The sequence below is a fragment of the Enterococcus florum genome (genome assembly GCF_004309355.1).
Taxonomy (GTDB): Bacteria; Bacillota; Bacilli; order Lactobacillales; family Enterococcaceae; genus Enterococcus_A; species Enterococcus_A florum.
The window spans coordinates 38,442-63,583 of record NZ_BJCC01000024.1 but is presented as its reverse complement, the minus strand read 5'-3'; the positions used below and the strand labels follow the sequence as shown (position 1 = coordinate 63,583).

General features: G+C 45.0%; 25 protein-coding genes. 6 read left to right on the top strand and 19 right to left on the bottom strand.

The window, feature by feature from the left end:
• Window position 1: 1 nt before the first annotated feature.
• Both NRIC_RS13745 and NRIC_RS13740 read right to left on the bottom strand, forming a co-directional pair.
• Complete coding sequence (locus tag NRIC_RS13745) at window positions 2-628, bottom strand: ABC transporter permease (RefSeq protein WP_146623327.1); 627 nt, start codon at window positions 626-628, stop codon at window positions 2-4.
• A gap of 9 nt (window positions 629-637) precedes the next feature.
• Window positions 638-1,750 carry an ABC transporter ATP-binding protein gene (locus tag NRIC_RS13740; RefSeq protein WP_146623274.1) on the bottom strand — a complete coding sequence of 371 codons (1,113 nt, stop codon included), beginning with the start codon at window positions 1,748-1,750 and terminating at the stop codon, window positions 638-640.
• Window positions 1,751-2,032: 282 nt separating this feature from the next.
• Here NRIC_RS13740 and NRIC_RS13735 point away from each other — a divergent pair, with 282 nt between their 5' ends.
• Entirely contained in the window at window positions 2,033-3,274 is a 1,242-nt protein-coding gene (locus NRIC_RS13735) for an MFS transporter (protein WP_146623273.1), read from the top strand.
• A gap of 81 nt (window positions 3,275-3,355) precedes the next feature.
• Here the strand turns inward: NRIC_RS13735 and NRIC_RS13730 are convergent, their stop codons facing one another.
• The 5 genes from NRIC_RS13730 to NRIC_RS13710 all read right to left on the bottom strand — a co-directional run bounded on the left by NRIC_RS13730 (window position 3,356) and on the right by NRIC_RS13710 (window position 8,054).
• Window positions 3,356-3,817 carry a PTS sugar transporter subunit IIA gene (locus NRIC_RS13730; protein WP_146623272.1) on the bottom strand — a complete coding sequence of 154 codons (462 nt, stop codon included), beginning with the start codon at window positions 3,815-3,817 and terminating at the stop codon, window positions 3,356-3,358.
• Window positions 3,818-3,832: 15 nt separating this feature from the next.
• Window positions 3,833-4,258: a hypothetical protein gene (locus NRIC_RS13725; protein ID WP_146623271.1), complete on the bottom strand. Its 426-nt coding sequence runs from the start codon at window positions 4,256-4,258 to the stop codon at window positions 3,833-3,835.
• A gap of 12 nt (window positions 4,259-4,270) precedes the next feature.
• Entirely contained in the window at window positions 4,271-5,026 is a 756-nt protein-coding gene (locus NRIC_RS13720; protein ID WP_146623270.1) for a MurR/RpiR family transcriptional regulator, read from the bottom strand.
• A gap of 42 nt (window positions 5,027-5,068) precedes the next feature.
• Window positions 5,069-6,643, bottom strand: a complete 1,575-nt coding sequence (locus NRIC_RS13715; RefSeq protein ID WP_146623269.1) for an alpha-glucoside-specific PTS transporter subunit IIBC — start codon at window positions 6,641-6,643, stop codon at window positions 5,069-5,071.
• A gap of 79 nt (window positions 6,644-6,722) precedes the next feature.
• Window positions 6,723-8,054, bottom strand: coding sequence for a 6-phospho-alpha-glucosidase (locus tag NRIC_RS13710; RefSeq protein ID WP_146623268.1), 1,332 nt, complete (start codon window positions 8,052-8,054; stop codon window positions 6,723-6,725).
• A gap of 226 nt (window positions 8,055-8,280) precedes the next feature.
• On the opposite strand from NRIC_RS13710, the gene NRIC_RS13705 reads away from it, so the two are divergent.
• The 3 genes from NRIC_RS13705 to NRIC_RS13695 are packed head-to-tail and all read left to right on the top strand — an operon-like array spanning window position 8,281 to window position 9,915.
• Window positions 8,281-9,057, top strand: coding sequence for a DeoR/GlpR family DNA-binding transcription regulator (locus NRIC_RS13705; protein ID WP_146623267.1), 777 nt, complete (start codon window positions 8,281-8,283; stop codon window positions 9,055-9,057).
• Window positions 9,050-9,685 (top strand): HAD family hydrolase, encoded by a 636-nt coding sequence (locus NRIC_RS13700; RefSeq protein WP_146623266.1) that lies wholly within the window; start codon window positions 9,050-9,052, stop codon window positions 9,683-9,685. The genes NRIC_RS13705 and NRIC_RS13700 overlap by 8 nt, the downstream gene beginning before the upstream one ends.
• Window positions 9,686-9,690: 5 nt before the next feature.
• Window positions 9,691-9,915 (top strand): hypothetical protein, encoded by a 225-nt coding sequence (locus tag NRIC_RS13695; protein WP_146623265.1) that lies wholly within the window; start codon window positions 9,691-9,693, stop codon window positions 9,913-9,915.
• 370 nt (window positions 9,916-10,285) lie between these two features.
• Here the strand turns inward: NRIC_RS13695 and NRIC_RS13690 are convergent, their stop codons facing one another.
• The 4 genes from NRIC_RS13690 to NRIC_RS13675 all read right to left on the bottom strand — a co-directional run bounded on the left by NRIC_RS13690 (window position 10,286) and on the right by NRIC_RS13675 (window position 14,862).
• Window positions 10,286-10,945 carry an SDR family oxidoreductase gene (locus tag NRIC_RS13690; RefSeq protein ID WP_146623264.1) on the bottom strand — a complete coding sequence of 220 codons (660 nt, stop codon included), beginning with the start codon at window positions 10,943-10,945 and terminating at the stop codon, window positions 10,286-10,288.
• Between the two features lie 18 nt (window positions 10,946-10,963).
• Entirely contained in the window at window positions 10,964-11,338 is a 375-nt protein-coding gene (locus tag NRIC_RS13685; protein ID WP_175580103.1) for a DUF2255 family protein, read from the bottom strand.
• Between the two features lie 113 nt (window positions 11,339-11,451).
• Window positions 11,452-12,645 carry an MFS transporter gene (locus tag NRIC_RS13680; protein WP_146623262.1) on the bottom strand — a complete coding sequence of 398 codons (1,194 nt, stop codon included), beginning with the start codon at window positions 12,643-12,645 and terminating at the stop codon, window positions 11,452-11,454.
• 12 nt (window positions 12,646-12,657) lie between these two features.
• Complete coding sequence (locus NRIC_RS13675) at window positions 12,658-14,862, bottom strand: alpha-galactosidase (protein ID WP_146623261.1); 2,205 nt, start codon at window positions 14,860-14,862, stop codon at window positions 12,658-12,660.
• 185 nt (window positions 14,863-15,047) lie between these two features.
• Between NRIC_RS13675 and NRIC_RS13670 the strand changes: the two genes are divergently transcribed.
• The gene (locus tag NRIC_RS13670; protein WP_146623260.1) at window positions 15,048-15,635 is read left to right on the top strand and encodes a sugar O-acetyltransferase; all 588 of its coding nucleotides are present in this window, start codon (window positions 15,048-15,050) and stop codon (window positions 15,633-15,635) included.
• A gap of 449 nt (window positions 15,636-16,084) precedes the next feature.
• Here NRIC_RS13670 and NRIC_RS13665 read toward each other — a convergent pair whose 3' ends face one another.
• The 5 genes from NRIC_RS13665 to NRIC_RS13645 all read right to left on the bottom strand — a co-directional run bounded on the left by NRIC_RS13665 (window position 16,085) and on the right by NRIC_RS13645 (window position 21,196).
• Window positions 16,085-17,098, bottom strand: coding sequence for a LacI family DNA-binding transcriptional regulator (locus NRIC_RS13665; protein WP_146623259.1), 1,014 nt, complete (start codon window positions 17,096-17,098; stop codon window positions 16,085-16,087).
• 439 nt (window positions 17,099-17,537) lie between these two features.
• On the bottom strand, window positions 17,538-18,281 hold the full coding sequence (locus NRIC_RS13660; RefSeq protein WP_146623326.1) for a hypothetical protein: 744 nt from the start codon (window positions 18,279-18,281) through the stop codon (window positions 17,538-17,540).
• Window positions 18,282-19,161: 880 nt separating this feature from the next.
• Entirely contained in the window at window positions 19,162-19,428 is a 267-nt protein-coding gene (locus tag NRIC_RS13655; protein ID WP_146623258.1) for a DUF5960 family protein, read from the bottom strand.
• A complete protein-coding gene (locus NRIC_RS13650; RefSeq protein ID WP_146623257.1) occupies window positions 19,421-19,843 on the bottom strand; it encodes a hypothetical protein in 423 nt (140 codons plus the stop codon). The genes NRIC_RS13655 and NRIC_RS13650 overlap by 8 nt, the downstream gene beginning before the upstream one ends.
• Before the next feature lie 60 nt (window positions 19,844-19,903).
• Complete coding sequence (locus tag NRIC_RS13645) at window positions 19,904-21,196, bottom strand: Y-family DNA polymerase (protein WP_146623256.1); 1,293 nt, start codon at window positions 21,194-21,196, stop codon at window positions 19,904-19,906.
• A gap of 205 nt (window positions 21,197-21,401) precedes the next feature.
• On the opposite strand from NRIC_RS13645, the gene NRIC_RS13640 reads away from it, so the two are divergent.
• Window positions 21,402-21,959: a sugar O-acetyltransferase gene (locus NRIC_RS13640; protein WP_146623255.1), complete on the top strand. Its 558-nt coding sequence runs from the start codon at window positions 21,402-21,404 to the stop codon at window positions 21,957-21,959.
• 327 nt (window positions 21,960-22,286) lie between these two features.
• Here the strand turns inward: NRIC_RS13640 and NRIC_RS13635 are convergent, their stop codons facing one another.
• From NRIC_RS13635 to NRIC_RS13625, 3 genes are read right to left on the bottom strand one after another with little or no spacing between them, the layout of a single operon-like run.
• Entirely contained in the window at window positions 22,287-23,063 is a 777-nt protein-coding gene (locus NRIC_RS13635; RefSeq protein WP_146623254.1) for a sulfite exporter TauE/SafE family protein, read from the bottom strand.
• On the bottom strand, window positions 23,063-23,707 hold the full coding sequence (locus tag NRIC_RS13630) for a cytidylate kinase-like family protein (protein WP_146623253.1): 645 nt from the start codon (window positions 23,705-23,707) through the stop codon (window positions 23,063-23,065). The genes NRIC_RS13635 and NRIC_RS13630 overlap by 1 nt, the downstream gene beginning before the upstream one ends.
• Window positions 23,688-25,130, bottom strand: coding sequence for a glycoside hydrolase family 1 protein (locus tag NRIC_RS13625; protein WP_146623252.1), 1,443 nt, complete (start codon window positions 25,128-25,130; stop codon window positions 23,688-23,690). The genes NRIC_RS13630 and NRIC_RS13625 overlap by 20 nt, the downstream gene beginning before the upstream one ends.
• Window positions 25,131-25,142: the final 12 nt, after the last annotated feature.

The window sequence follows — 25,142 nt, the reverse complement described above, 5'->3', positions numbered from 1 at the left end:
TTCACCCTCTCACACGTTTGTCCATTGCTTGCTCCAGTTTCTTGAGCAAAAAATCAATGATCAGAGCCAGCAATGTTACCGGAATCGTTCCCATTAATAGAAGGTCCGTCCGATAAAGTGTCAATCCTTGGAAAATGAAATCCCCCAGTCCGCCGCCACCGATGTAGGCAGCCAAGGTCGTCCACGAGATCACATAAACACACGAAATTCGAATCCCAGCCATGATCACGCTCAAAGCCAGAGGCAGTTCCACTTGAATCAAGCTTTGAATTGAAGACATGCCCATACCCTTCGCGACGTCCGCGTAAAGTACATCCACATTGGTCAATCCAGCATATGTGTTTCTTAAAATCGGCAGTAGTGAATAAAGAAACAATGCAGCGATCGCAGGTGCCTTGCCGATTCCAAAAACAGGAATCATCAGCGACAGCAGCGCCAATGACGGAACGGTTTGCAAAAATCCAACAATCCGCATCACAACATCTGATACTTTCCTTCCTCTTGATAAAAGTGCTCCCAACGGAATTGCAACTATAATTCCTAGTGCCACAGACAAGGCGGAAATATAAAGATGTTCCCACGTCTTTAGCAATAGTTGACCACCGTAGTTCGTTAAAAAGTCCATCATCTGTTTCACCTATCCCATCTGCTCGTAGATCATCTCGGCTATTGATTCTCTCGTGACCTGTCCGACCAATTGATTTTGCGCATCAATCACTGGCAGTATGTTTTGCTGTGTTTGCAAAAAGCGATAGACCAGTTCGTTAACTGTCTCTTCTACAGTAATGTTGTCAATTATCGGCTGCATCTGCTGCTGAACAGTCCCAGTTGCTAAAGTAGTTTGTGAAATAGCTGACCGCTGAAGCATCCCTAAAAGAAGGTGGTGCTGGTCAACAACCCATAAGTGATCAACTTGCTTTGCGTCCATTTGTTCCAATGCCTCGATCAACGTCTGTTCCGGTCCAATATCGGATGTATCCGTTTGCATAATATCGCGAACAGCAAGAGATGCATCATGGAAACTTTTCCACTTGGTATTTTTACCTATTAAGGTTTCTACAAATTCGTTGACAGGGTGCTGGACAATATGTTCTGGTGTATCGCATTGGATGATTTCTCCCTTGTCCATGATTACGATTCGATCTGACAGCTTCAACGCTTCATCCATATCATGAGTCACAAACACGATGGTTTTGTTCATATCAGCTTGTAATTTTTTGATCAGCTCCTGCAACGATTCTCGGGTAATCGGGTCCAATGCACCAAAAGGTTCATCCATTAAAAGAATCGCCTGGTCCGCTGCCAATGCTCGAATCACGCCAATTCGCTGCTGCTGACCGCCAGAAAGATTTTTCGGTCGCAGGTTTAAATAGTCTAAAGGCAATTCAATTTTTTGAATCAATTCCTCTGCAATACCAGCCTTTTGCGCCTCCGTCCACTTTAGTAGTTTTGGCACAATCAAAATATTTTCGCGAATGGTCATGTGCGGAAACAACCCGATGTTCTGGATCACATAGCCGATCTTGCGTCTTAATTCCACTTCATCATAGGTCTGCACGTCTTCTCCATCGATCAAAACCTTTCCCTGCGTCGGCTCATTCATCCGATTGATCATGCGCATCAGTGTTGTTTTTCCGCTTCCGCTGGTGCCGATCACACAGACAAATTCACCCTGATTGATCTCAAGATCTATCTGTTTCAACGCAAAATTATCACCGTATTTCTTGTCTACCTGCTCAAATTTTATCATATCTCATTTTCCTTTAATAAAAATATTTTGGGTAAAATTTTCTGTATCATCCTCAGAATATAGCCATTCACAATCTTTTTCAACCCCATTAAATTAAAATAAGATTATAATTTGCTGAATATTTTATTATAATAAAACCGTTGACATAAAAATGGAAAGCCTTTACACTAAACGTGTTACTAGAGACTAGAGAAGTGTAGCGGCAAACTATTGGTGCCGAATTACGGACCGATTTGTCGTAATTTTTTTCGACAAAAAATACATGTTGGAGGGGAAACATTGATGAATAAAGATTTTGTGAAAAAATATGGGACGCTACTTCTCTTAGCCGCCGGAGCAGGAATTATTTTCCAATTGCCTTATATCCGGGAAACCTTTTACGTACCAATCCAGAAAGCCATGAACTTGAGCAACGCCCAAATGGGGATGCTGTCTTCTGGCTATGCCACGATGGCGACCTTTTCCTATTTTGTAGGCGGAATGGTGGCGGACAAGTTTTCTGCCCGCAAGCTGTTGACAATCTCCTTTTTAGCCACTGGTGCTTTAGGGATCTGGTTTTCTACATTCCCGTCTTTTAATACCGCTCGTTTGATCTTCATTTTAATGGGAGTATCGACAATCATCACCTATTGGTCTGCGATGATCAAAGCTACGCGGATGCTGGGAGACTCTTCTGAACAAGGCCGTCTATTCGGGCTGCAGGAAGGTCTGCGGGGAATTTTAAATGCTCTGCTGGTATTTGGGATGACTGCCGTGTATGGACGTTTTGCCAACGATATTCTCGGCACAGCTTGGGCGATTCGGACGTGTGCTATTGTTGTTATTATTATTGGAATTTTAAATTGGTTTATCATTGAAGATACGGCCCGTGAAGACAATGTCGAACCATTGAAAGACGTGATTCTCGGCACCTTCAAGCAACTGGCTTTACCCCGCGTTTGGTTGCTGGTCGCAATTGTATTCTTTGGGTACAGCTTGTACGGTATCTTCGGCTACATCAACACATTGGCGATCAATGTGTATGGATTATCGGTAGCTGGTGGTTCTACTTTAGGAGGAACACGTTATATTATCCAAGCGTTCGGCGGAATCATCGGCGGCTTTTTAGCAGATAAAATCGGTTCTCGTTTGAAGGTGATCATTGGTGGTGCAGCTCTGACTGCTGCTTCTTATGGTTTGTTCCTGGTGTTGCCGCCTAACGCTTCATTATTGCCGATCATTTTGGGAAATTTCGTTGCCGGTATGTTCTTTATTTACCTGTTGCGCAGCCAATATTTTGCAATTATCGATGACGCAGGAATTCCGATGTCAAAAACCGGGCGTGTTTCCGGAATCGTATCTTGTCTTGGGTATACGCCGGATATTTTCATGTACACTATGATCGGCGGCTGGTTGGACAACAATCAGGGGAAAACTGGCTTTAACATGATGTTCATTTACGCGATCGTGATGGCGGTTGGCTGTATCGTATCTTGTATGATCCTTTCAAACGTCATTAAAAAAGGCAAAAACTTGCCTGAATAAATAATCTTTTACGATGGATTGACCAAAAAACCGACCGAGTGCTTGTAATAAGCCCTCGATCGGTTTTTCTCCTATTTTCTTTTACAATTCGGCTACCAATGTTCTCTGATTGGATACGTCGAATTGTTCGTTTCGGTTTTTTTCAAGATTAGGAAAAACCACCATAACCTCGGTCCCCTTTCCTGCCTCTTTTATTGCTTTGAAATCAACGTTCATAATGGACTGTTGCGCAGCCACTTGATCGCCTGCTTTGACCAACAGTTCAAAGCCTTCACCGTTTAGTTCGACGGTATCTGTTCCAATATGGACTAGCAGCTCGATTCCCTGCGGCCCCTTCATCGTGAAGGCATGTTTCGTCGGAAAAATACTATCGATCGTTCCCGCAATCGGAGAAACGATTTCACTGCTATCTGGTCTGACAGCAAAGCCTATCCCCATCATTTCACTGGAGAAGACTTCATCGTCGACCTCCTGTAAGGAAATGACTGTCCCAGAGACGGGTTGGTAAACAGAGGTTTTCTTTTTGAATAATTTATTGAACATACGCTTCCTCCTTTTTTAGTTTAACTGACAAAGTTGCAGAAGCAGCAGTAGTTGCAAAAGTACGGCTGCCAACAACAAGACTAAGAGGCAGATATCCTGCACTGATCGATGCTTTTCTTGATTCGACATGCGATTTCGCAACAGCCAAAGCGGCAAAATCATCATGAGATTCAACGATAATAGCTCCACCAGCAAAAGAACAGTTGCACTAAATACGGTAGATTGGAACTGAACCAATACCAGCAGCTTCAGAAGCGATAAAAATAGGAGCAAGAAAATATACAAAGCAAATACAGAATGCTGCAATAGGGTGACTAATCCCTGCTGCTGAACCTGCAAAAAGAGCCAAAGTCCCGAGGCGATCATGGTCAATGACCAGAAAAAAATCAAAAATCCGGTCAACTGCTTTGTGGAAATGCGTTGAATCATCGATTGGTACATGGTGGTCCCCTTTCATTCTAACCGTTCAAAATATTTCCTAATCAATGTGTCAATGACTAATTTTAAAGAGATAAATGAATAAAAGCTTTCCTGCTGATTAGCGATGCCAGGAAACGGTGTGGCGGCATAAAACAAGTTAAAATCGGCTTGCTCTGCTAAATAGTTTTTTGCAAGATTGGTGATCGATACCAATGGAATGCTGCGCAGCTTCAGCATGTGTATATTCTCTTTGATTTCATCGGTCTCTCCAGTTAAGGAAAGGATGATCACGAGGTCTTTTTGTGTAATCAGCGGCATATTCATGTCGAATTCTCGTTTTGCTGGAAAAGATAATACTCGTTTATTCATATACATCATGGCTTGTGACAGTTCCGACAGCGAGTTTTTCTGAGAAAAACCAGTCCCGTAACAATAAATCGTTTCGGCCTGATACATCTTTTCCACCAGCTCGCTAAAATCCGTTTGCTGCAGCAACCGCTGTGTCTGCTCCAAATCCTTTGTTTGCAAATCCAGTGTACTTTGAGTGGGTTCCTCTGTTTTCACCTTGAGTGACTGTTCTAAATAAAATTTCATTTCTGAAAAACCTTTAAATTTCAGCTTTTTGGTCAAGCGAACAATCGAAGAATTGGAGACGTGGACCTTCTTAGATAATTCACTGACGCCCATCGATATGATCGCTGCTTTATGATTTAAGATGTAAGCCAGAATCTCTTTATCTGTGGTACTTAATTCTGAAGAATAGGCTCGGGCCCTGGTTTCAATGTCCATTAGAAAACACCCTTTTATTTTTATTATACCAAAAGAGGTTTGCTAAATTGCGCCTTTCATCAACAAATCTGCCTGCGCTTTGACCATTGGCACGTCCAATCCAACAATGATCTGAATCGAGTTTCCTTTACGGACCACTCCATGTGCACCCAACTCGCGAAATGCGGCATCCGAGTCAACTTTTTCTCCATCGAGCACCTTCACACGCAGTCGCGTTGCACAATTCGCGATGCTTTCGATATTCTCCTTGCCGCCCAACGCGTCAATAAATCCCTGCGCTTGTTGCTGAAAAGCGTCTCCGCCTGCTTGTGCTTGTTTTTCTTTGTACTCTTTCTTGCTGTAAAACTTCACATCCCCTGAATCGACTTCTCTTCCAGGCGTAGCCAGGTTGAGCTTTAAGATCAATGTTCGGAAGACGATGAAATAAATACCGACGAAAACCAACCCGATGATCACTTGCAAGACATAAGTTTGCCAATGATTTTGGGCCAAAGGAATCCAAGTTTTGGCGGCCTGTTCGATCATGCCGGCTCCCAAATCACCAACGACTCCAAACTTATACATGGCCACAGCCATAGTCGCAGACAAAAAGGCATGAACTGCAAACAAGATCGGTGCCACAAACAGGAAAGTGAACTCTAGCGGTTCGGTGATTCCAGCAACAACGGCTGTCAAGGTAATCGGAATCAAAAGTGTCAATACTTTTTTCTTTTTCTCAGGCATAGCAGTCGCGTAAAAGGCTGCAGCGATTCCTAGTGGTGCAAAGATCTTTCCATTTCCAGTCAATGCGAAGCCACCTTCTGGGAACAATTCGATCATTGGTCGTGTGCTCTGGGCGAACTCATTGACATGTTCCATCCAATACCGTGTGATCCCGCCCTCAACGACTGCAGGACCATAAAGAAACGGAGTAGCCACAAAATGATGCAGCCCGGTCGGAATCAATATTCGCTCTAAAAAGGTGAAGAGCCAAACCCCAAATGCTCCCGAGCTGGTCATCAAGCTTTGCAAAGAAACAATTCCGTTTTGCACTTTAGGCCAAATCAAGCAAGTCGCAAAGGCCAATGCAAACATCACGAAAAAGCCAACGATACACACAAACGAGGACCCTTGAAAAATCCCTAAAAAGTCCGGCAATTTCTTTTCAAAATAGCGATTGTGGACCCAAACCACCACTGCCGCAACCAAGATTGCTCCTAAGACACCAGTATCTAACGTTTTAATACCTGCGATCAGCTTCAATCCACTTTGTCCACCAGGCTCGGCTGCAAAATCAACTCCGAAAAACGGCCCAAATAATTCAATAAACGAGCTGACAAAATAACTGAATGTAATGTATAACACGAATGATGACAATGCTGCTCTGCCTGAAGCTTTTTTCGCTAATCCTAAAGGCAGACCGATCGCAAATAAGATCTCCATCTGCGTGAAGACAGTCCACGCCCCATTTTGAAAAATAGTCCAGATACTGGTCCATAATGTTCCCTCATTGGCAATGCCGCCAACAATGGTTGGATTGGTGAACACGATACTGAGTGCCACCATAATCCCAGAAAATGTGAACAACAGGACCGGGGTAAAAATAGCTCCACCAAATTTTTGAAACTTTTCCATCATAGCTTTTTTCCTCCTTTGAATGCCTTTACAATTTGATCAAAGATAGAAGATGCCCCTCAACACCTTCTATCCAGCCGGTCTAGTTCAACGTTGGCCAAAATTCCTTATTCACTTCATAAAGATCATCCAATAATTGTTTGGCGACCTTGGCATTTGGCACGATTCTGGACAAGGTCAATGCTTGCCACAGCTTTTGATACGAGCCTTCGATCCAAGCCTCGACCACCAACTTTTCAACGGAAACCTGCTGTTCGATCAGTCCTTTTTGGAATTGTGGAATCTCACCCATGACTAAGGGCTCTGGCCCATTGACCCCAACGATACAAGGCACCTCCACCATCGCGGTTGGATCGATGTTTTTGACCGCGCCGTTGTTTTCGACGATCAGCAGCATCCGTTCATGGGTATTTAGTTTGATGGCACGAGCTAAATCAACGATATACGACGCATGCTCGTCAATCTCCAAGCCCATGTTTTTCGCAGTCCCGTTGGCTGTGATTTGGTTGCATTCCGAGAAGATTTCTTTCTCACGACCTGCCATCACCTGATTTGCCCTGGTGTACTCAGGGTTAGTGTGGGCCACTTCATCCTGTGGGTAAAGGTAATATTTTAAATAAGTATTCGGCATCGTGTCTGGATCTAACGCGTAAACTTCCTTGGCCTTACTGAAGGTCTGCATCCAGCTCTCGTCTCCGTGCTGTGAACTTTCCATTTCTGCATCGGTCAAATAGCCATGCTCCTTGACGTGCTCGCGAATCTTCGGCATCAAGTCATTGCCTTCCTTGTCGCGGATATCCGTCCACCAGCCAAAATGATTTAGCCCGTAGTAGCGAATGACCATTTCTTTGCGCGACTTCAATCCTGCAGCCTTCGCCATGCGGTCCTCGATCCCGATTGGCATGTCGCAAATATTGATGATCTTGGCGTCTGGTCTTAATCGACGTGTCGCTTCAGCCACAATCGCTGCCGGGTTTGAATAATTCAGCATCCAAGCATCCGGTGAGTATCGTTCCATATAATCAACCAGCTCGATAACGCCGCCAATTGAGCGCATGCCATAAGCAATCCCGCCAGGTCCGCAGGTTTCTTGTCCAACGACCCCGTATTTTAATGGAATTTTTTCATCCTTTTCCCGCATCGCATAAAGACCAACTCGGATGTGGGCCATCACGAAGTCGACATCTGTAAAGGCTTCTTCAGGGTCTGTCGTTGCTAGTACGGAGATGTCTGGATCTTTCTCATGAATAATGATTTCGCAAGCATCTGCGATCTGTTTTTGTCGTTCTTCTAGATTATCATAAAATTTGATCTGACGAATCGGAAATCGATCCAAATTGTCCAGCAGCATTAAGACGATTCCAGGGGTGAAGGTGCTGCCGCCTCCAGCGATCACGATTGACGATTTTTCCATGGTAAAACGCTCCTTCTTATTTCGGTATACCTAGTTATAACAAGCCATGAAAGCACATTCAATAGAAGGAGCAGGTTTAGAAATCCTTTCCTAAAGGTTGGATAGAAGTGTCATCAGCTGGAAAAATTTCCCATTCGAAAAGCAAAAAGATAATTTCTCTTCCTTTTTAAGCTAGTTTAGTTTATTATATCCATATAAACTAAACTAGCTTAAATGAGGTGATCGCATGCTCCAAAAAGAACGACTAGCATTGATTCTGTCGACGTTGGAAGAAAAGAAAGCATTGAGTTTAAAGGAAGTCATCGAGCTAACCCAGTCTTCTCGCGATACGGCTCGCCGAGATATCGTCAAGCTGGCTGAGAATAACTTAATTGAACGAACCTATGGCGGCATTTCTCTGCCCCGTTCCTTTAAACGTTTGGACGACTATCTGAAACGCAGCGAAGAAGGCGCCCACGTGAAACAACAGCTAGCAGCTGCTGCGAGTCGATTGATTGAAGAAGAGGATGTAGTCTTTTTGGATGTTTCCACAACTATCCGCTTCATCCCAACCTATTTACGGCCCTTTTCCCAGCTGTTTTCAGTGACGAACTCGATCGACATTGCAGATCAGCTGCTACGCAATCCTTCTGGGACCGCTCGAATGCTAGGCGGCAATCTGGATGCAGAAAAGCGCTGTGTCTTGGGGACGCGTCCGCTAGCGGAGCTGGAGGATTACAATTTTGATCTGGCCTTTTTAAGTGTGGTGGGAATCGATGAAGCAGGTGTCCACTACGCCTATGAAGACGATATCGACATGAAGAAAAAAATTCGCCAGCAAACGCGTCGACTGGTGCTGGTGGCGGATCAGTCTAAGCTGGGCCGTTCCCACCATTTCAATGTTTTCTCCTTGGAGGAGATCGACAGCTTAGTGACCAACGGAAAACTGCCAGAAACACTCAGCCGAAAACTAGCGGAGGCCCATGTGGACGTGATTTATACAAAGGAGGCATCACATGATTAAAACAATTTTATTTGATGTAGACGGAACCTTGATCGATACTGAATATGTCAGTGTCCAATCCTTGAAGGAAACTTTGAAAGAGGAACGAAACTTAACGTTATCCGACAAAGAGCTAGAATTTTCTTTAGGCATTCCGGGGGCTCGAGCGTTGGAACGTTTTACGGACTCCCCTGAGGAGATCGAACAGTTGCTGGCCAGCTGGATGAAGCGGATGCGAGAGTATACTCATCATGCACGATTGTTTAACGGAATCCTTGAATTGCTGCAAGAGTTGAAACAGCTGGGGTATCGCTTAGGGGTGGTAACTTCAAAATTAAGGAGCGATGCAGTCGTGGAATTTGCCGCATTCGGTTTGAACACTTTTTTTGATGTAATCATCACTGCTGATGATACCCCCCTGCATAAACCCAATCCGGAACCGTTGCTGAAGGCTTTAGAGGAGTTAAATGCAGACAACCAAGCCTCGCTTTATATCGGCGATTCACTTTATGACATGCTATGTGCAGAGAGCAGCGGAGTCGATTTTCTGCTGGCTCGTTGGGGAGCGAAAGAAAAGCCGGAATTCTCACGGGCTGCTTATCAGCTGGAAACCCCGGCAGATTTGCTGCCGTATTTGAAAGGCAGGTAAAGTCTATGGAGGCCATCGAGTGGTTTTTGACCGATTATCTTGGTCGGTCGCCCGAGCTGCTGTTCACGCAAACGACGATTCGTCCACAGGAATACCACCAGTGGAAAGACACCAAGATTCCTATCAATGAATTGCCATTGAAGCTGTTTACTGCACTTTGTTCCTTGTCGCAGTTGAGCTATGAAGAAGTATTAAAACTATTGGTACGATACGAATTATGTCTGCTATAAAAAGACACCCGAGACAATGAATGCTCCCTAAAGAGTAGACAAAAAAACATTCCCAAATCTACTTTGTAGGGAGTTCCTGTATGTTTAAGAAGAGCTTTTATTCTCCAGAAGAAAAATGTCAAGTCATTTCAGAAGTGATGGATGAACGTCGTAGCGTGAACCGTATTGCTAAGAAGTCTTCCCTTCCATGAGCACAATAAAAGATTGATTCGTAAATACAACGAATGCGTTCTCACTAAACGAGTTTAGAAAGCATGCTGCATAAAAACAGGAATCGGGCAATCCGATTCCTGTATAAGAGTATTTTTTTAGCTGTCAGCTTGACAGGTTGCATTTCAGGCTCCCGTTGTCTGGCGTGTTTCAGTTGATGTTACAAACCGGTCAGAGCTACCTTGATCGGAGTCTCGCCGTTGACTATGTCAAAGGCTTTGCGAATGGTCTGCGCTGTCTCCAGAGAGGCGACGATCGCTGTGGCCACATCCTCGCGAGAAATTCTGGCAAATTCAAGCGTCTCGCCAATCTTGACCTTGCCTGTCGGCGAATCGTTGGTCAACCCGCCGGGGCGGATAATCGTGTACTCAAGATCGCTGGCCATAAGCCACTGATCAGCATAAAATTTGGCAACATTGTAATAGGACAATTGATTGATCCATTCAGGAGGATTTTCCGCATGGACCTGCTGGCTGCCGATGGCACTGACCATGACAAAACGATCCACCTGGGCCTGTTCTGCCGCTTTAATCGATTTGATCGCCCCATCCAAATCGATCAGCATAGTTTTGTCCGCCCCTGTCGCCCCGCCTGAACCAGCAGTAAAGACGATCGCATCAGCGTCTTGCGCTGCTTCAGCAATTTTTCCAATTGGACCTTCTAAGTCCACTACTCTAACCTCGATCCCTTGCTGCTCCAAGGCCTCGGCTTGTTCTGATTTTCTGACCATGGCGACGACTTCATGCTGTGAGGATTCGTGCAGCTGCTTCACAACGTGCTTGCCGATTTGTCCATTGGCACCGATTACAAATACTTTCATCGTTTTCCTCTTTTCTGTTTAACCCACCGGGACCAGCCGTACCGTTGCTTCTCTTGCCTGCGAACGGATGACCGGCTCCAAGCGCGGACTGTCGGCATACTTTTTTCTGTATCCTTCATCCACAAGATCGATCGTCTCTGGATCATCGGGAAATTCGAAACGAACATCCTTTTCTACCCCACCGACTGTGATATGTCCACGGCCTTCGCGTTTGGCTGCTTGATACCAGCGGGCTTTGGTACCGCTGTACCCACGTGCGTACAATTCATTTCCTGCCTGCACGATCCATATCCATAAGGATTCGTGAATCATCCCATTCAAATTCGGGATCGATAGATACAGGTCAGGGTCCTTCGCGATTGCTTCTAATTCTGCTTGTGTCCATTGTTCCATGTTGCCTCCCCCTTTCATTCTCCATCTTACCCTTTTATGTCCGCATCAAGTCAACTATTTTGCTTAAAAAAACGATCTCTAAAAGTCTAGAGACCGCATTGTTTCCTATTTTATCACCCCTGCTTCACCTGAACCCGCCGACTAGCGAACTGCTTTTTTACCACGATCCCGACGAGAACGACCAGCAGTAAAATGCTCAACAGTTTAAATGGGGCGAACACATCACTGCTCCCTGAAGCAGCCTGCAGTGTGCTCAAGCCAAAAGGTGCAACAAAATTGCCTAAGTTGCAGCCGATCAAAATGATCGAAGTCGCCGCATTCATTTTTGACGGTGAAGCGTACAGATTTAAGGAATTGTAGATGAATGGGAAAATCAAGCTGCCGGGAACACCGCTGATAAAATACCCAATCAGCAGCAGCGAAAAATTATTTTCAGAGATCGAGATCAAAAAGGTCGCCAGCGCCAGCAGGATTAGTCCAAGATACAAGCATTTCTCCCCCAGCAAACGGTTGAAGAAGCCAAACATCGATCCCGTCACGATCCCAATGATCGGCATCACTGCCAAGAAATTCGAGGCATTGTACTCTGCCCCCTTGATATCAGTCACCATTGTTGGGAACCGTACGCCAATCGCGATGAAGGTCATCACGAGAAACAAGGCAAACAGTGCCAGCACATACACTGAAGGCTTCAAATCCCCCGTGTCTGATTCCGTCGTTTCGGTCTGCTCGGTCTGCTCTGTTTGCGGAGTGATTTCCGGAACAAACAACGTGAACAAGAGCAGGATCGGAAAAGCCAACAGATAGATCCCAAAGGAAAACCGCCAGCCAAGGCTCAACAATGCCCCCGCCGTCAGCGTCAACGCGGCATTCCCGATGTTTTCTGCCGCTCCGCGATATCCCAGCAAGGACGCACGTTCCTGCGGTTCTTCACGATACAGCAGATTGATGATGGAAACAGCTAATGAATTGAACAGTCCAAAACCAGCGCCCAAAATAAAACGACTGATCAAAATCAGAGCATAGTCATTCAAGACTAAAGGAACTGCTCCGCCGATCCCAACTAAGATCAGGCCAAGCTGCACGGTCCGCTTGGTCCCGATCCGATCCGCCAAAAAACTGGAAAGGATCACAAACATGACAACGGCCAATGCCGGCAAGGTCGCCACCAGCTCCCCTTGTGTCGTGGTCATGGAAAGACTGCGGCGCATTTGCGGCAGCGCACCATTGATCGAGGTGGCGCTGGTCAGCAGTAAAGAAATTGCCAAGATTGACAGACGGGTCATCAGACTTTTTCGATTAATCATCGCTTTCTCCTCCTACACTTTCTTCAAATGGATCATTTGGGTCTGGAAATCGCCATAAAAATCGGGCGCATAGACCCCCAGAGTCATCAGTTCATCGCCAAAGTACGTCGTCTTCGTCGCTTGATCCTGATACTGATAATCAGCTTGTAATCCTTGCAGTATGACCTCATGGAAAACCGGTTGTGCGGAAGCCAGAGTTCTTGCCATAAATACCAGTGCCTCTTCTTGTTTCGGATCAACAAACATCCAAGCTGTCAAATTGCCTTCAAACGGGCTGGCCAGACGGAGAAAATTACCAAATTGAATCAACGCACGTACCTCCTGATACCATGCGACCTGTTCTTTGACAATGGCTTTTTCCGCTGCTTCCATCAAGGTCAGATCCAGCTCATATCCGAACACGCCGCTCATGGCAATCTCCCCACGGGTTTTCAGAGAAGTCACTCGACCAGTCTGATGATTCGGCACCGCAGAAACATGAGCTGTCATAGCAGAAATCGGATAGCCCAAGCTGGTCCCATACTGAATCTTTAAGCGTTCCACTGCATCGGTATTGTCGCTAGTCCAAGATTGTGGCATGTAATACAAGAAACCGGCATCAAATCGACCACCGCCGCCGGAACAGCCTTCCCACAAGATTGACGGATAACGATTGGTCAAATGTTCCAATAATTCATACACTCCCAGCATGTAGCGGTGAGTCGTTTCGCCTTGATTTTTTGCGTCTAAAGCGATGGAATAAGCATCCGACATGCTGCGGTTCATATCCCATTTAATATAATCGATCTCCACTTGATCTAACACCTGAATGATCTGTTTCTCAATCGCCTGACGAACCTCTTTGCGTCCCATGTCTAGTAGGTGCTGATCCCGTGAAGAGGATGGACATCGGCCGGGCTCCTGCATCAAGTAATCCGGATGATTTTGGTACAGCTCAGAGTCAATCGAGATCATTTCTGGTTCAAACCACAGGCCGAATTTCAAGCCCTTCTGGTGAACATAGTCCGCGATTCCCTTCAGACCGTCTGCCAACTTGCCTTCAAATTCAAACCAATCTCCCAGTGAAGAATTGTCCGAACTGCGGTGACCGAACCAGCCGTCGTCCAAGACAAACATTTCAATCCCCACTGCCGCCGCTTCATCTACGATCTGCTCGATCTTCTTACTGGTAAAATCGAAATAGGTCGCTTCCCAATTATTTACCAAGATCGGCCGCTCCTTAAATTGATGCTCCCCTCGCGCCACTCGCTCCCGAAGCAGGTGATGGAACGTGTCGCTCATCTGGTTCAAGCCCTGATCCGAATACACCAGTAAGACTTCCGGCGTTTGAAAGCTTTCGCCCGCTTTGACTTCCCAAGAAAAATTATAGTCATTGATTCCTGCGACTATCCGAACCTGATCGATCTGGTCTTTCTCCAGCTCAAACGCATGGTTGCCAGAATAGACCAAGTGAATCCCCAACGCAGGTCCTTCATTTTCATTGGTATCCTGATTGACCAACGCGATAAAGCTGTTCATGTGATGGCTTGAGGTGCCTCGGCGGCTCTCGAACCGCTTGATCCCCGCGCTGATCGTTTCCCGGTTGATCTGACGTTCCCGAATATGCGCACCGGGCAAAGAGATCACCTGATCGAATGTCAGATCGTTGGTCAGATCCAATTGCAAAGAAGCTAATTTTTCGACAGAAAGACATTCAGCTGTTTGATTCAACACTTTGACTGACCGTGTGATCACCGCCCTATCATGATAGATCGTGTAAGACAGCTCTACAAAAATCTCCTGATCACGGTCTTTTAAGATCAATACTAGCGTAGTCGCTTCTTCTTCTGATTGTACATAGGATTGAGGCAGTCCCGCAAGCACTGGTTTGCCTGCTTCGATGCGATAGTCTGCATAACGCAGGTCATGCAAGTTTGATCCGTTTTCCCGACGAAAAATCGATGCGGGGATTCGATAATCCATCGATCCGTGACTGGAATATTCCTGAGGTACTGTGTCCTTGGAGTAGGCTCGCTCTTCATGCCCGGGTACATTTCCGGAGAACCCGCGGTCTCTGCGAGGATATTGCTTATTGCCGCTATAGTGCTTCACCGCTTTACCAAAATACAAATGGCTGAGAATCCCGTCTTCTTCCAATTGGATCATGTAAGAGATTTCTTCATTTCTCAAATGAAACACTTTCGTTGTCTGATCAAATGCTGCGTATGCTTTTTTCATTGCTTTTCCTCCTAATCGCTGAGTGAAGTGTCACCACGATATTCTCTTGATGTTTACCTTATAATGTTTACTAAACATATTTGTCAAGAAAAAAGAGAAAATTTTATTAATTTGAGTAAAAAGCAAGTCCCTTCGTCTACCTCTGTTATAATGGAAAAATCAAGACTAAAGGAGCATGTCACGAGATGATGGAGGAGCAAAGAAAGCAGATGTTGAGCGGTGTCATGTACAATGATCTCACAGAAGAACTGATCCAAGCCCGAGAAAATGCGGTCTTGTTGACCAATGAATACAATCAAAGCTACGGGAAATCTGCAGAAGTCAGAGAAGCAATTTTGAAATGTTTGTTGAAATCTGTTGGCAAAGGCGTTTATTTTGAACCTAATTTCCGTTGTGAATTCGGCAGCAACATTTCGATTGGCAGCCATTTTTACGCCAATTTTGATTGTATCCTTTTAGATGGCGGCGGGATCGACATAGGCAACCATGTCTTATTTGGTCCAAGAGTTGGGATCTACACCTCCAATCATGCGATTGATGCCGTGGAGCGCGCAGCAGGCGGCTGCTATGCCAAGTTCGTAAAAATCGGCGATCATGTCTGGCTGGGGGCGAATGTAACGGTGAACCAAGGCGTGGAGATCGGTGCCAATACAATCATCGGCTCAGGAAGTGTGGTTACGAAAAGCATTCCAGCCAATGTGATTGCAGCAGGGGTTCCATGCAAGGTTCTTCGGGCAATTACTGAGGAGGATAGGACAGGGTATCACCCTTGACGCAAAAATGCGCTCCCTTTTTTTGGGGAACGCATTTTTGGCTCTATTAAACCGATATTTAAATTACTTCTTATACACATCGATATAATGACCAGATGAAATGCTTTGCGATCAAAGCAAGTTTTCAACTAACTGTGGGAACACCCCTTGCAATGAACATTCGTAAACCAATAACACCGCTACATCGCCACGATTGCTGCCATCATAGGGTGTGGCAGCAGATATAGAGGATCGTTCGAACATGTGGTGATCACACTGCCGATTTGAAATGCTGAATTAATCATGCATCCAAGCTCATAATGGATCGCTTTACAAGTGTCTGTTTCGCAATCGTCTTCTACCCAAAATTTTTCCCTCTGGTATATGTTTAAGCGTCAGAGCAACGTAAAAAAAGCTGACGCAACGTTCGAAAAAATCCGGTCAGCCGGTTGGGTTCATTTGTTGACAGCTTAAGGAACAAAGCTTTCCCGCACCACCAATTTAGATGGAAAGGTCATGATCACAGGGTCCTTGCGCTCGCCGTCAATCCGCTCCTTGGCCAAACGCACCGCCGCTTTACCGATCTCGCCTGCACTGATGTGGACCGTGGTCAAGCTGGGGGTCAGAAAATTCGCGATCTCAATGTCGTCAAAGCTGGCGATCACTACTTCTTCACCGATGGCAATCTTGGCAGTTTGCAGCGAACGGTAGACTCCGACAGACAATGGGTCGCTGCCGACCAGAATCGCAGAAGGTACTTCTTCAAGCTCGACCAGCCACTCATCCATCATTCGCTTGCCTTCTAACGGTTCCCAAAGACCTAGTTTGTAGACCGCAGGCAATCCATGCTCGACCATAAAAGCTTTGTATGTCCGCAGCCGTTTCTCGTTTTCGTTCAAAATTTGTTCACCATGCTCATCCATGTCGATATTGAAGCCGCCGATATAACCGATCCTCTGGTGACCCTGCTCGATAAACAGCTGCAGGACTCGTTTCGTCATCCGCTCGAAATCCGCATAGACCATATCGACTTCTTGATTGATGTCTGGATTGTCGATCACCACGATGTTGCCGTTTTGTTGGGCCAAGCGCTTGACGGAGCTTTCATTGACCGTGCCCACGATAATGATCGCCCCCAGCTTGTCAAAATCCCGCCACGCCTTGGGATTATCTTCCAAATTATAGACCCGATTCATCCCTAAATGCAGGCGCTTGGCTTCTGCCTCCATGCCTAAACGCAGCTCGTTAAAATATGGATCGTCCACTTCCCTTTGCTGGCTAGTGGTGGAAATCACGCCGATCGACGGCAGCCGCTTTTTGACATATTTCCGCTTATGGATATCGTAATCCAGCTCCTCGATCGCAGCAAAGATCCGTTCTTTGGTGGCCGGCGAGACCGAAAGTGTCGGATCATTGTTCAGCACACGAGAGACCGTCCCTGGACTGACACTGGCTCTTCTGGCAACATCTCTAATTCCTACCATCACTGTTCTCCTTTAATTGTTTAGTAAACAATACAAGAAAGCTTGCCGCTCGTCAATCATTTTTTACTTAAACCTCCAGCCGCGCCGCTTTTTCAGACGGTCTAACAGCCGCTTTCGCCTGCGCCTCAAACTAGCGATCTTCGGAGCCGTCCCCATGCGCTTTAACTAATCTACATCAGCCCGGCTTCAGACACATCACCGCCAATGCTAGCTGGATGGTACAGGAAACTCTCCTGCTTCCTCTCGCACGATTTCGTTCTACTCTTCTGTTTGATCAAAGATCGGTGTCTCAATCGTCTCGATAAAAATGATGCTTTTAATGTCAAGATCGTCCGTTTCCTTTTTGTCTATATTACGATCACACTTTTTCCACCACTCCGAAAAAATTCTACCTTTTGGGGGTCACTACACACTAAAAAAAGGTGGCCTTCCTACTTTTCTAAATAAACAAAAACAATACACTGGAACAAATCGTGCCAATCAAAAAGGATTTGATACTGCCTTCATTTCCATCCGGTAATTCAAACTTGATAATGTTCATCAGCAAAGCCCCTGTAATAAACGCCTCAATCGAGACCACGATAAAATAAGGCAGTTGAACAACCAGAGACAACACTGCTCCAGCAAAAATACTCAACGAAAGCATGTAACGTCCGATATTGTTGTACAGTTTTCCATGATCATGGCTCAACGTCCAATCATTCATCAGGAAATGCAGTCCAAACGCCACAAAGTAAGTAGCGATATAAAAATGTTCAGAAAAGGTGTTGGCGATGACTAGGTACCCGATCATCAGATTGTAAGCCATATAAAAGGAGATATCTGACCAAAAATAGGCCAGCTCCGCACTGGCGAGATCCTTTTTTTCGACAATGCTGAAGTTGCGTTCATCCAATTTATAAACCACGTGTGATGCCACCAGCCCCAATAATACGATCGCGTAAATACTATGAGTATGACGAACGCCAGAATCCCACCCGAATTGATCGATCAGAACCGATTGGGAATATGCCAATTGTGGCAGTAAATGAATGATGGCATAAGAGACGCCAACCCCTGCCGCAAAGGACATCATAAAATGGATGTTGAGCTTCTCCAACAGAAAATACTTGGAGCTGAGATGAATAAAAATGAAGCCGGCGATCACCAACAGGTTCATCCAGTTGTTTTCCAAAATGGCAATCATTGTCGTTCTCCTTTTTTTGTCACTTTCGTTCACAAAGTCCGTTTCTTTTATTATACCCAGACTGCTCATTCACTTGTCAAAATATCTACTCAACTGAAGGTTGCGCAAAAAACAGAAGCAACGATAGTGCGGCTGTCTCTTGATTCTGCAACCTTCATTTTTTAGTGATTTTAACCTTCTCAAAGCGTTCAAAATCACGACAATTTCCAAACCTCCTGTTTTTGACGATCGGCTCAGCCTGAGATTGAGTCACCTCAAAAAAATTTGACAAAAAGATACTTGTTTTGCATCTAGTTCTGGAAAAGCACTCTTCCTAGTTGCCTCCTCAGAAGGCGGAACCATGGTCTTGTTCAATCCTACACCCACTAAAATCTGTTTGAGAGCGGAAATCTACTCACACTTAGTTGCAGCAATTCGTTCCCCCGACAAATCCCAATCCTCGATTTTAGCAGTCCCACTGGTCCCTTTAAGGAACCAGCGAGGTAATTGAGTGCAATTTTCTACAATGGCTTTTACCCATTTTCAAAGGTCAGAAAGTAATAAAACCCATCATACACTTCATCGCCTAGCCCATAGCTCAACTCAACAGAAACGTTTTGAACAGGGCTGTTCATTAGAAACAACAATTAATCGAATTACGGAAGAAGTCATTGCATTGCCTTAGATGACCTATTTGTTGTCTATTTCAAAAAATAGTCCAGTAAGTAAAACGAGCAGAGAAAAGTACTCTATTCGTTTTACTTACTGGACACCAATGAACGCTTAAAAAGACTACTAAAAAAATCTAGATAATAGGCGCGATAAGCTGACTACCGATATGAATCAATTGCTTGATTCTATTTTAATCTGTTTTCTCCCCTTTAAAATCTTTTATCTATCACTCATACCGCAAATACCGATACTCCTTGGTTCGCGAATTTTCATGGGTCACCACTTCAAAATAAAAAGTATGGGCTTTGCCGTCGATCGTGATCGAACCAGGCATCGTGAACTGCGGCACCTTGCGCAGCTCCATCATAAACAGCAGCTCACTTTCAATCATCATCAATGGGATATCAACGTCGATCAGCCGATGATAGTCGTGAAGAAACTGGTCATCAGAAATGGTTTTAAACTCGAAAACAGCTCCTTGTGTATCAAGCATCTCTCTGCACATCCTTTGGCCACAGCTTATTGGCGGCTAAAAAAGTGACATTGCGAATTTGATCCAGCTCAATGTGAAGAATTTCAGCATCCTCCGTTTGCAGATAAATTCTAGTTTCTTTTTGACCAATCACCTTGCCGATCAGATCATCTAAATAACGATGCTCGCTATCCAACACCTCTAGCTGAATCGCGACTCGCAAGTCATTCAGATAAGACTGACTTAAATAGTCGCTGATGGTCTCGAGGTCCTGCTGCTCTTTTTGCGGATTGTGCTTGTAGCGTTCCTGATTGTCCTTAGCCAGCAGTGCTGTATGGTCTGACAAATAAAAACCGATCCATTTCATCATGCCTCGGTCTTTGTATTCCCGTTTCGCTTCCAAAAAAATCTCACGCGCAGATTCATCATCATACATTTCTACGACTCCCCTTCGTTCAAAAGTATTTTAAAACGAACCTAACGTTCTGCCTTTTTCTTACAGACCTTCCATTCCACCTGCATGCCCGCCTACTAATCCGGCTCGATTGATCGCAGTGGCGCCCTCTACCAGCGAATGCGCGCGAACGATAGAACGCAGCGGATACCTTTGACGGATCTGGCTGATCACATCATCAATACGGTCTTCCTTAATGGTATTTTTCGGATCCTCAAACAGATTCAGCTGCAGTCCCTCTGCCGCTTGAAAAGAAGAGAGATTAACCGAAATATTGCGGACTTCAGAGCGGTCCCAAAACTTTTCGAACAAAAACAGCGCATTCTTAGCCAGCTGCTTGCCTTGATTAGTCGGCGTGATCTTAGTTTGGTGATGGAAGCCGCCTTTTCCGGTCCCGTTGTGGGCATAGCCGATGCCTAAGTGCAGTGTGCCGCCCAGAACACCCGCTTTGCGTAAGCGTTGCGCCACCTGCTCGCAGATTTCCGACAATACTGCTTCGATCTCTTCTTTGCGAGCATAATTTTTCGGCAGTACTTGCGAATTGCCGATAGATTTCTCTTTTTGCGGATAATTGTCCTTTTGCGACAGCACCGAACGGTCGATTCCCCACGCATGCATGTAATGCTGCATGCTGATCACCCCATAATAATTTTTCAAAATGTAGGGATTGGCGTGGGCCAGATCTCCCATGGTCTTCATTCCCATGCGGTTGTAGCGTTTTTCCATTCGTCTGCCAATCCCCCAAAAATCGCCTAACTTGATCGGCCAGACCTTCTCCTGCACATCCTCATAGCCCCATTTGGTAAAAAGGTATTGCGAATGCTTCGCTTCCACATCCATCGCCACTTTCGCCAGCAAAGGATTAACCGAAAGTCCAACACTGGTAAAAATATGCACACGCTCACGAATCTCTTTTTGAATTCGTCGAACGACCTCCTCTGCGCTTCTGCCAAATAAATGCCAGCTGCGGGTCAGATCGCCGAACTGCTCATCAATGCTGTACGTATGGATGTCTTCATCGGCCATATACTGACGAAAAATAGTCAAAATCTCCATATGATACTGCATATACAAGGTCATCCGCGGCGGCACGATCAACAAATCTGGGTGATTCGGCACCTCAAATCCCCGACTGACATTGCTGATCCCTAAAACTTTCTTCGCCTTCGGACTCGCGGCTAAGATCAATCCTCCTCCTTCACGGTCGCCGCTCATAACCACCAACAGCGTGTGAATGGGGTTCAGGCCCCGCTCCACACACTCGACACTGGCATAAAAACTTTTTGAATCCATACAAAACACATCCCGAACTGGTTCCCCTTCGTAAAGATTCATTTTCCCCACCTCGCAAACAAACATATGTTCGTATTTATTAAATCATTTTTTATATAGGGTTGTCAATGGAGAGGACAGGTCGACTCATTTTACTTTTATTATTCTCTTTGTTGGAATCTTTCAACCTTTTGTGATTTTTTCCCCTTCAAACCTTGTGGACCGTCAGAAAACCAAGCATGATTATATCAAAAAGGAGCGCATTTCAATGATTAGCAGCAAATGGGAAACCCTCTTAAACAGTGGAGAGATTTATTACGAAGACGACAGCATCGGCAAGGAGCAGGCAATCTATCGCGACCTGCTATTTCGTTTCAACCATACTTTGCCCAGTAAAACTGCAGAAAAACACGCTTTGCTGCAGCAGTTGCTTGGCAGTTTTGGCGAGGATTCTTACATTGAAGGCCCTTTTTCTGCCAACTGGGGGAAAAATACCTATATTGGGAAAAATGTCTATGCGAATTTCAATCTTTCATTGGTGGATGATGCAAGAATCACGATCAAGGACGACGTGATGATTGGACCAAACGTCACCCTTTGTACAGGGACTCACCCGCTGGAACCAGCCCTGCGTAAAAAACGCGCACAGTTCAACAGCCCGATCGTGATCGAAGAAAATGTCTGGATCGGCACTTCCACCATCGTTTTGCCTGGTGTGACCATCGGTAAAAATTCCGTCATTGGTGCAGGGAGTATTGTGACGAAGGATGTGCCTGAGAATGTCTTAGCTTACGGCAGTCCTTGTCGAGTGATAAAATCGATTTAAATAAGAAAACCTCAGGTAAATCTCTCCTGAGGACTTTTTGTCTGGATAAACATTTTTATTGCCGATCACTAATTCTAAATTCGTATCCAAATATATTCTTATATTACTCAGATTACATCTCACCTCCATAATTTTCATAATCGAATGGTGGTGCGCAAACGTCCCATCTCCAGCATCTAGCAATTGGACTAGCTCCTTTGGAATTCTTTCGTTTATCTCACAATCGAGACAAAACTTACTTAATTGGTTTGACCTGTGTTAAACAATTCTTTTTCTTTCATTTACTTCGAATCAAACAAAAAAGAACCATCCAAAGATGATTCATTCTTAATTTCTAACAATATTGATCAACGTTATTATCAAGAGGAAAAACATCAACAAGCTATACAGTCTTTCGATCTTTCTGTCATTTAAGCGCTGATTGATACAAGTTCCTAAATAGCCGCCGAAAATTGCGGTGATCATCAGCACAGGAACGATTGAAAGGTGAAAATCAGCTAATTGTCCAGTCACAGTCACCATTAACAGCTTCGACACTTGTGAAAAGAAAATCGTCGCAATGGAATAAATGACTGCTTGCTTCATCGTATAAGAGAAAAGAATCAACAAGAGGGCAACATTCAGCGGGCCACCGCCAATCCCTAAAAACACTGAGATCGTTCCTAAAAACGAACCCACCATTGTAGAAGCAGCATAATTTCGGATCTGATAATGTTTAAATCGTTGCTTGTTAAAGGTATAGATCAGAATGAACACTAACGTTAGCAGCAGTAAAATCGATTGGATCAGTTTAATGGTCTGATTAGTGAACTGGCTAGCGGCCATGGAAAAGATACTTTCTCCAAGAAAACCGCCAACCACTGAGCCGCCTGAAATCGACAAAAGCCTTTTTACATCAAACTCAAAACCTCTTTTTACTTGCTTATAGATTGAGACGATGCTCATAGTGAAAACTGAAATCGAAGAGTAAAAGCTGATCGCCGCGGCTGTATTTCCACCGATCAAATCAAAGAGCGGTTTGATAATGACGCCGCCCCCCAGTCCGGTGATGGCCCCCGTAGCTGTTGCTACAAAGACGATCACTGCATATACCACGCTGCGCATTACTCAACGACTCCGTATTTTTCGATCACGATTTTGGTAAAATCCTCGTTACTGATGGCCGATTCACTTAACGCATTCACCAGAATATCGACACACTTTTCCTTGGAGAAGGCAGCTGTATCAATACAAAGATCGTAGTACTCCTTTTTCCCCCATATTTCTTGTCCAGCCGCTGCATTCTTGTAAAGGCGACGAGCTTGATCTTCTTGCTTCAACAGCAACAAGCGCTGTTGCTCGCTCAACTCTTCTTGGCTATACTTTTTTTCAAAACCAACCCGTTGGCTCTTGTCCTTCACATCCGAGTTGTAGATCATAATCGCCAGTGTGTCCTCGCTTTTTAAATCCACGCTTCCTCGTTCATGGATAGCACAAGGCCCTTTAGCCAAAGCCTGCTGAACCGCTTGCCGAAAAGCTTGTTCTGTTTGGCGGAACTTCAGATTTTGAGAAACAGCTTGATAATCGTTTTCAGTTACTTTCAGCCATTCTGTTAATTCAGCTGCTTGTTTGGCATTTAAGTCCTCTGGATCAGCCAGCTTAAATAACTCCTGATCATCATAAAAAGCCAGCCCTAATTTTTCCGCCGCCACTAAAGCGATCCAACGTCCCATACTGCAAAATTCACTATCAAAAAACAACTGCTTCACCTTTTATGCCACTCCTTTCCCTCATAAGACTTTCTCCGTTTGTAGCGATGACTTCTTTGTACCAGTAAAACGATTTTTTCCTGCTGCGTTCTTTGGTTCCTTGTCCCTCGTCATCTAAATCTACATAGATAAATCCATAACGTTTCTTCATTTCACCAGTGCTGGCTGCGATCAAATCAATTGGTCCCCAGGCGGTATAGCCCATCACTGGTACGCCGTCCAGCTCGATCGCTTTTTCCATTTCCAGCAAATGTGCCCGTAAATAATCAATTCGATAATCATCCTGAATCGAACCGTCCGCTTCGACAACATCCACGGCACCCAACCCATTTTCTACCACCATTACAGGCAACTGATATCGATCGTATAGAAAATTCAAGGAATAACGCAACCCTTTAGGATCAATGCCCCATCCCCACTCAGATTTTTGAATATGCGGGTTTTTGTAGCCCGTTTCCAAACCATTCAAGCCTTTAAAAATTCCTCTGGTTTTCTTGCCGCAAACATGAGTCAAGTAATAACTGTAGGATATGTAGTCTACTGTTCCGGCGAGCAAACTCTCAGCGTCTCCTTCTTGAATCGGTAGAACAATGTTTTGACGCTCCAACTCCTTCAGCTTGTAGTTCGGATACTTCCCACGACACTGAACATCGACATAAAACAACATCTTCTTTTGAAAATCTTCGTTTCCCTGTATGTCTTCTGGATCACAGCTGTTAGGATACGAAAAGTGTCCGGCGTACATCAGGCCAATTTGATTCTCAGGATCAATCTGATGCCCGATTGCAACGGCTTTGGCACTAGCCAGCAGCTGATGATAAGCTGCGGTCATTTTAGTTTCTTCACTTGCCTCCAGCGAAATACCTCCTGCATTCCAAGGCATCGTTGACATGACATTGATTTCATTAAAGGTAAGCCAGTAATTTACCCGGCCTCGGAAATGTTCAAAGACTGTTTTGGCATAATGGACAAAAAAATCAACGACTTTTCGATTGTTCCAATAGCCATACTTGCTTAAACCTATAGGCGTTTCAAAATGTGACAAGGTGACTAAAGGTTCAATACCGTAGGACAAGCACAAATCAATAACTCGATCATAGAAATCTAAGCCTTTTTGATTTGGCACTCGATCATCCCCATTTGGAAAGATCCGTGACCAAGCAAAGGACAGGCGATAACATTTAAAGCCCATCTCTGCGAACAGCGCAATGTCCTCTTCATAGCGATGGTAGTAATCGATCGCTTGATGAGTAGGATAATATTTCCCCGCTTCAACCGTTGAACTGATTTCTCTTTTTTTCCCATGTTCACTGAGCACCATTAGGTCAGCTGTGCTCAGTCCCTTGCCATCCTCTAAATAGGCCCCCTCAATTTGATTGGCAGCAGTCGCACCGCCCCATAAAAAATGATCTGGAAATCCCATAATTTAAGCTCC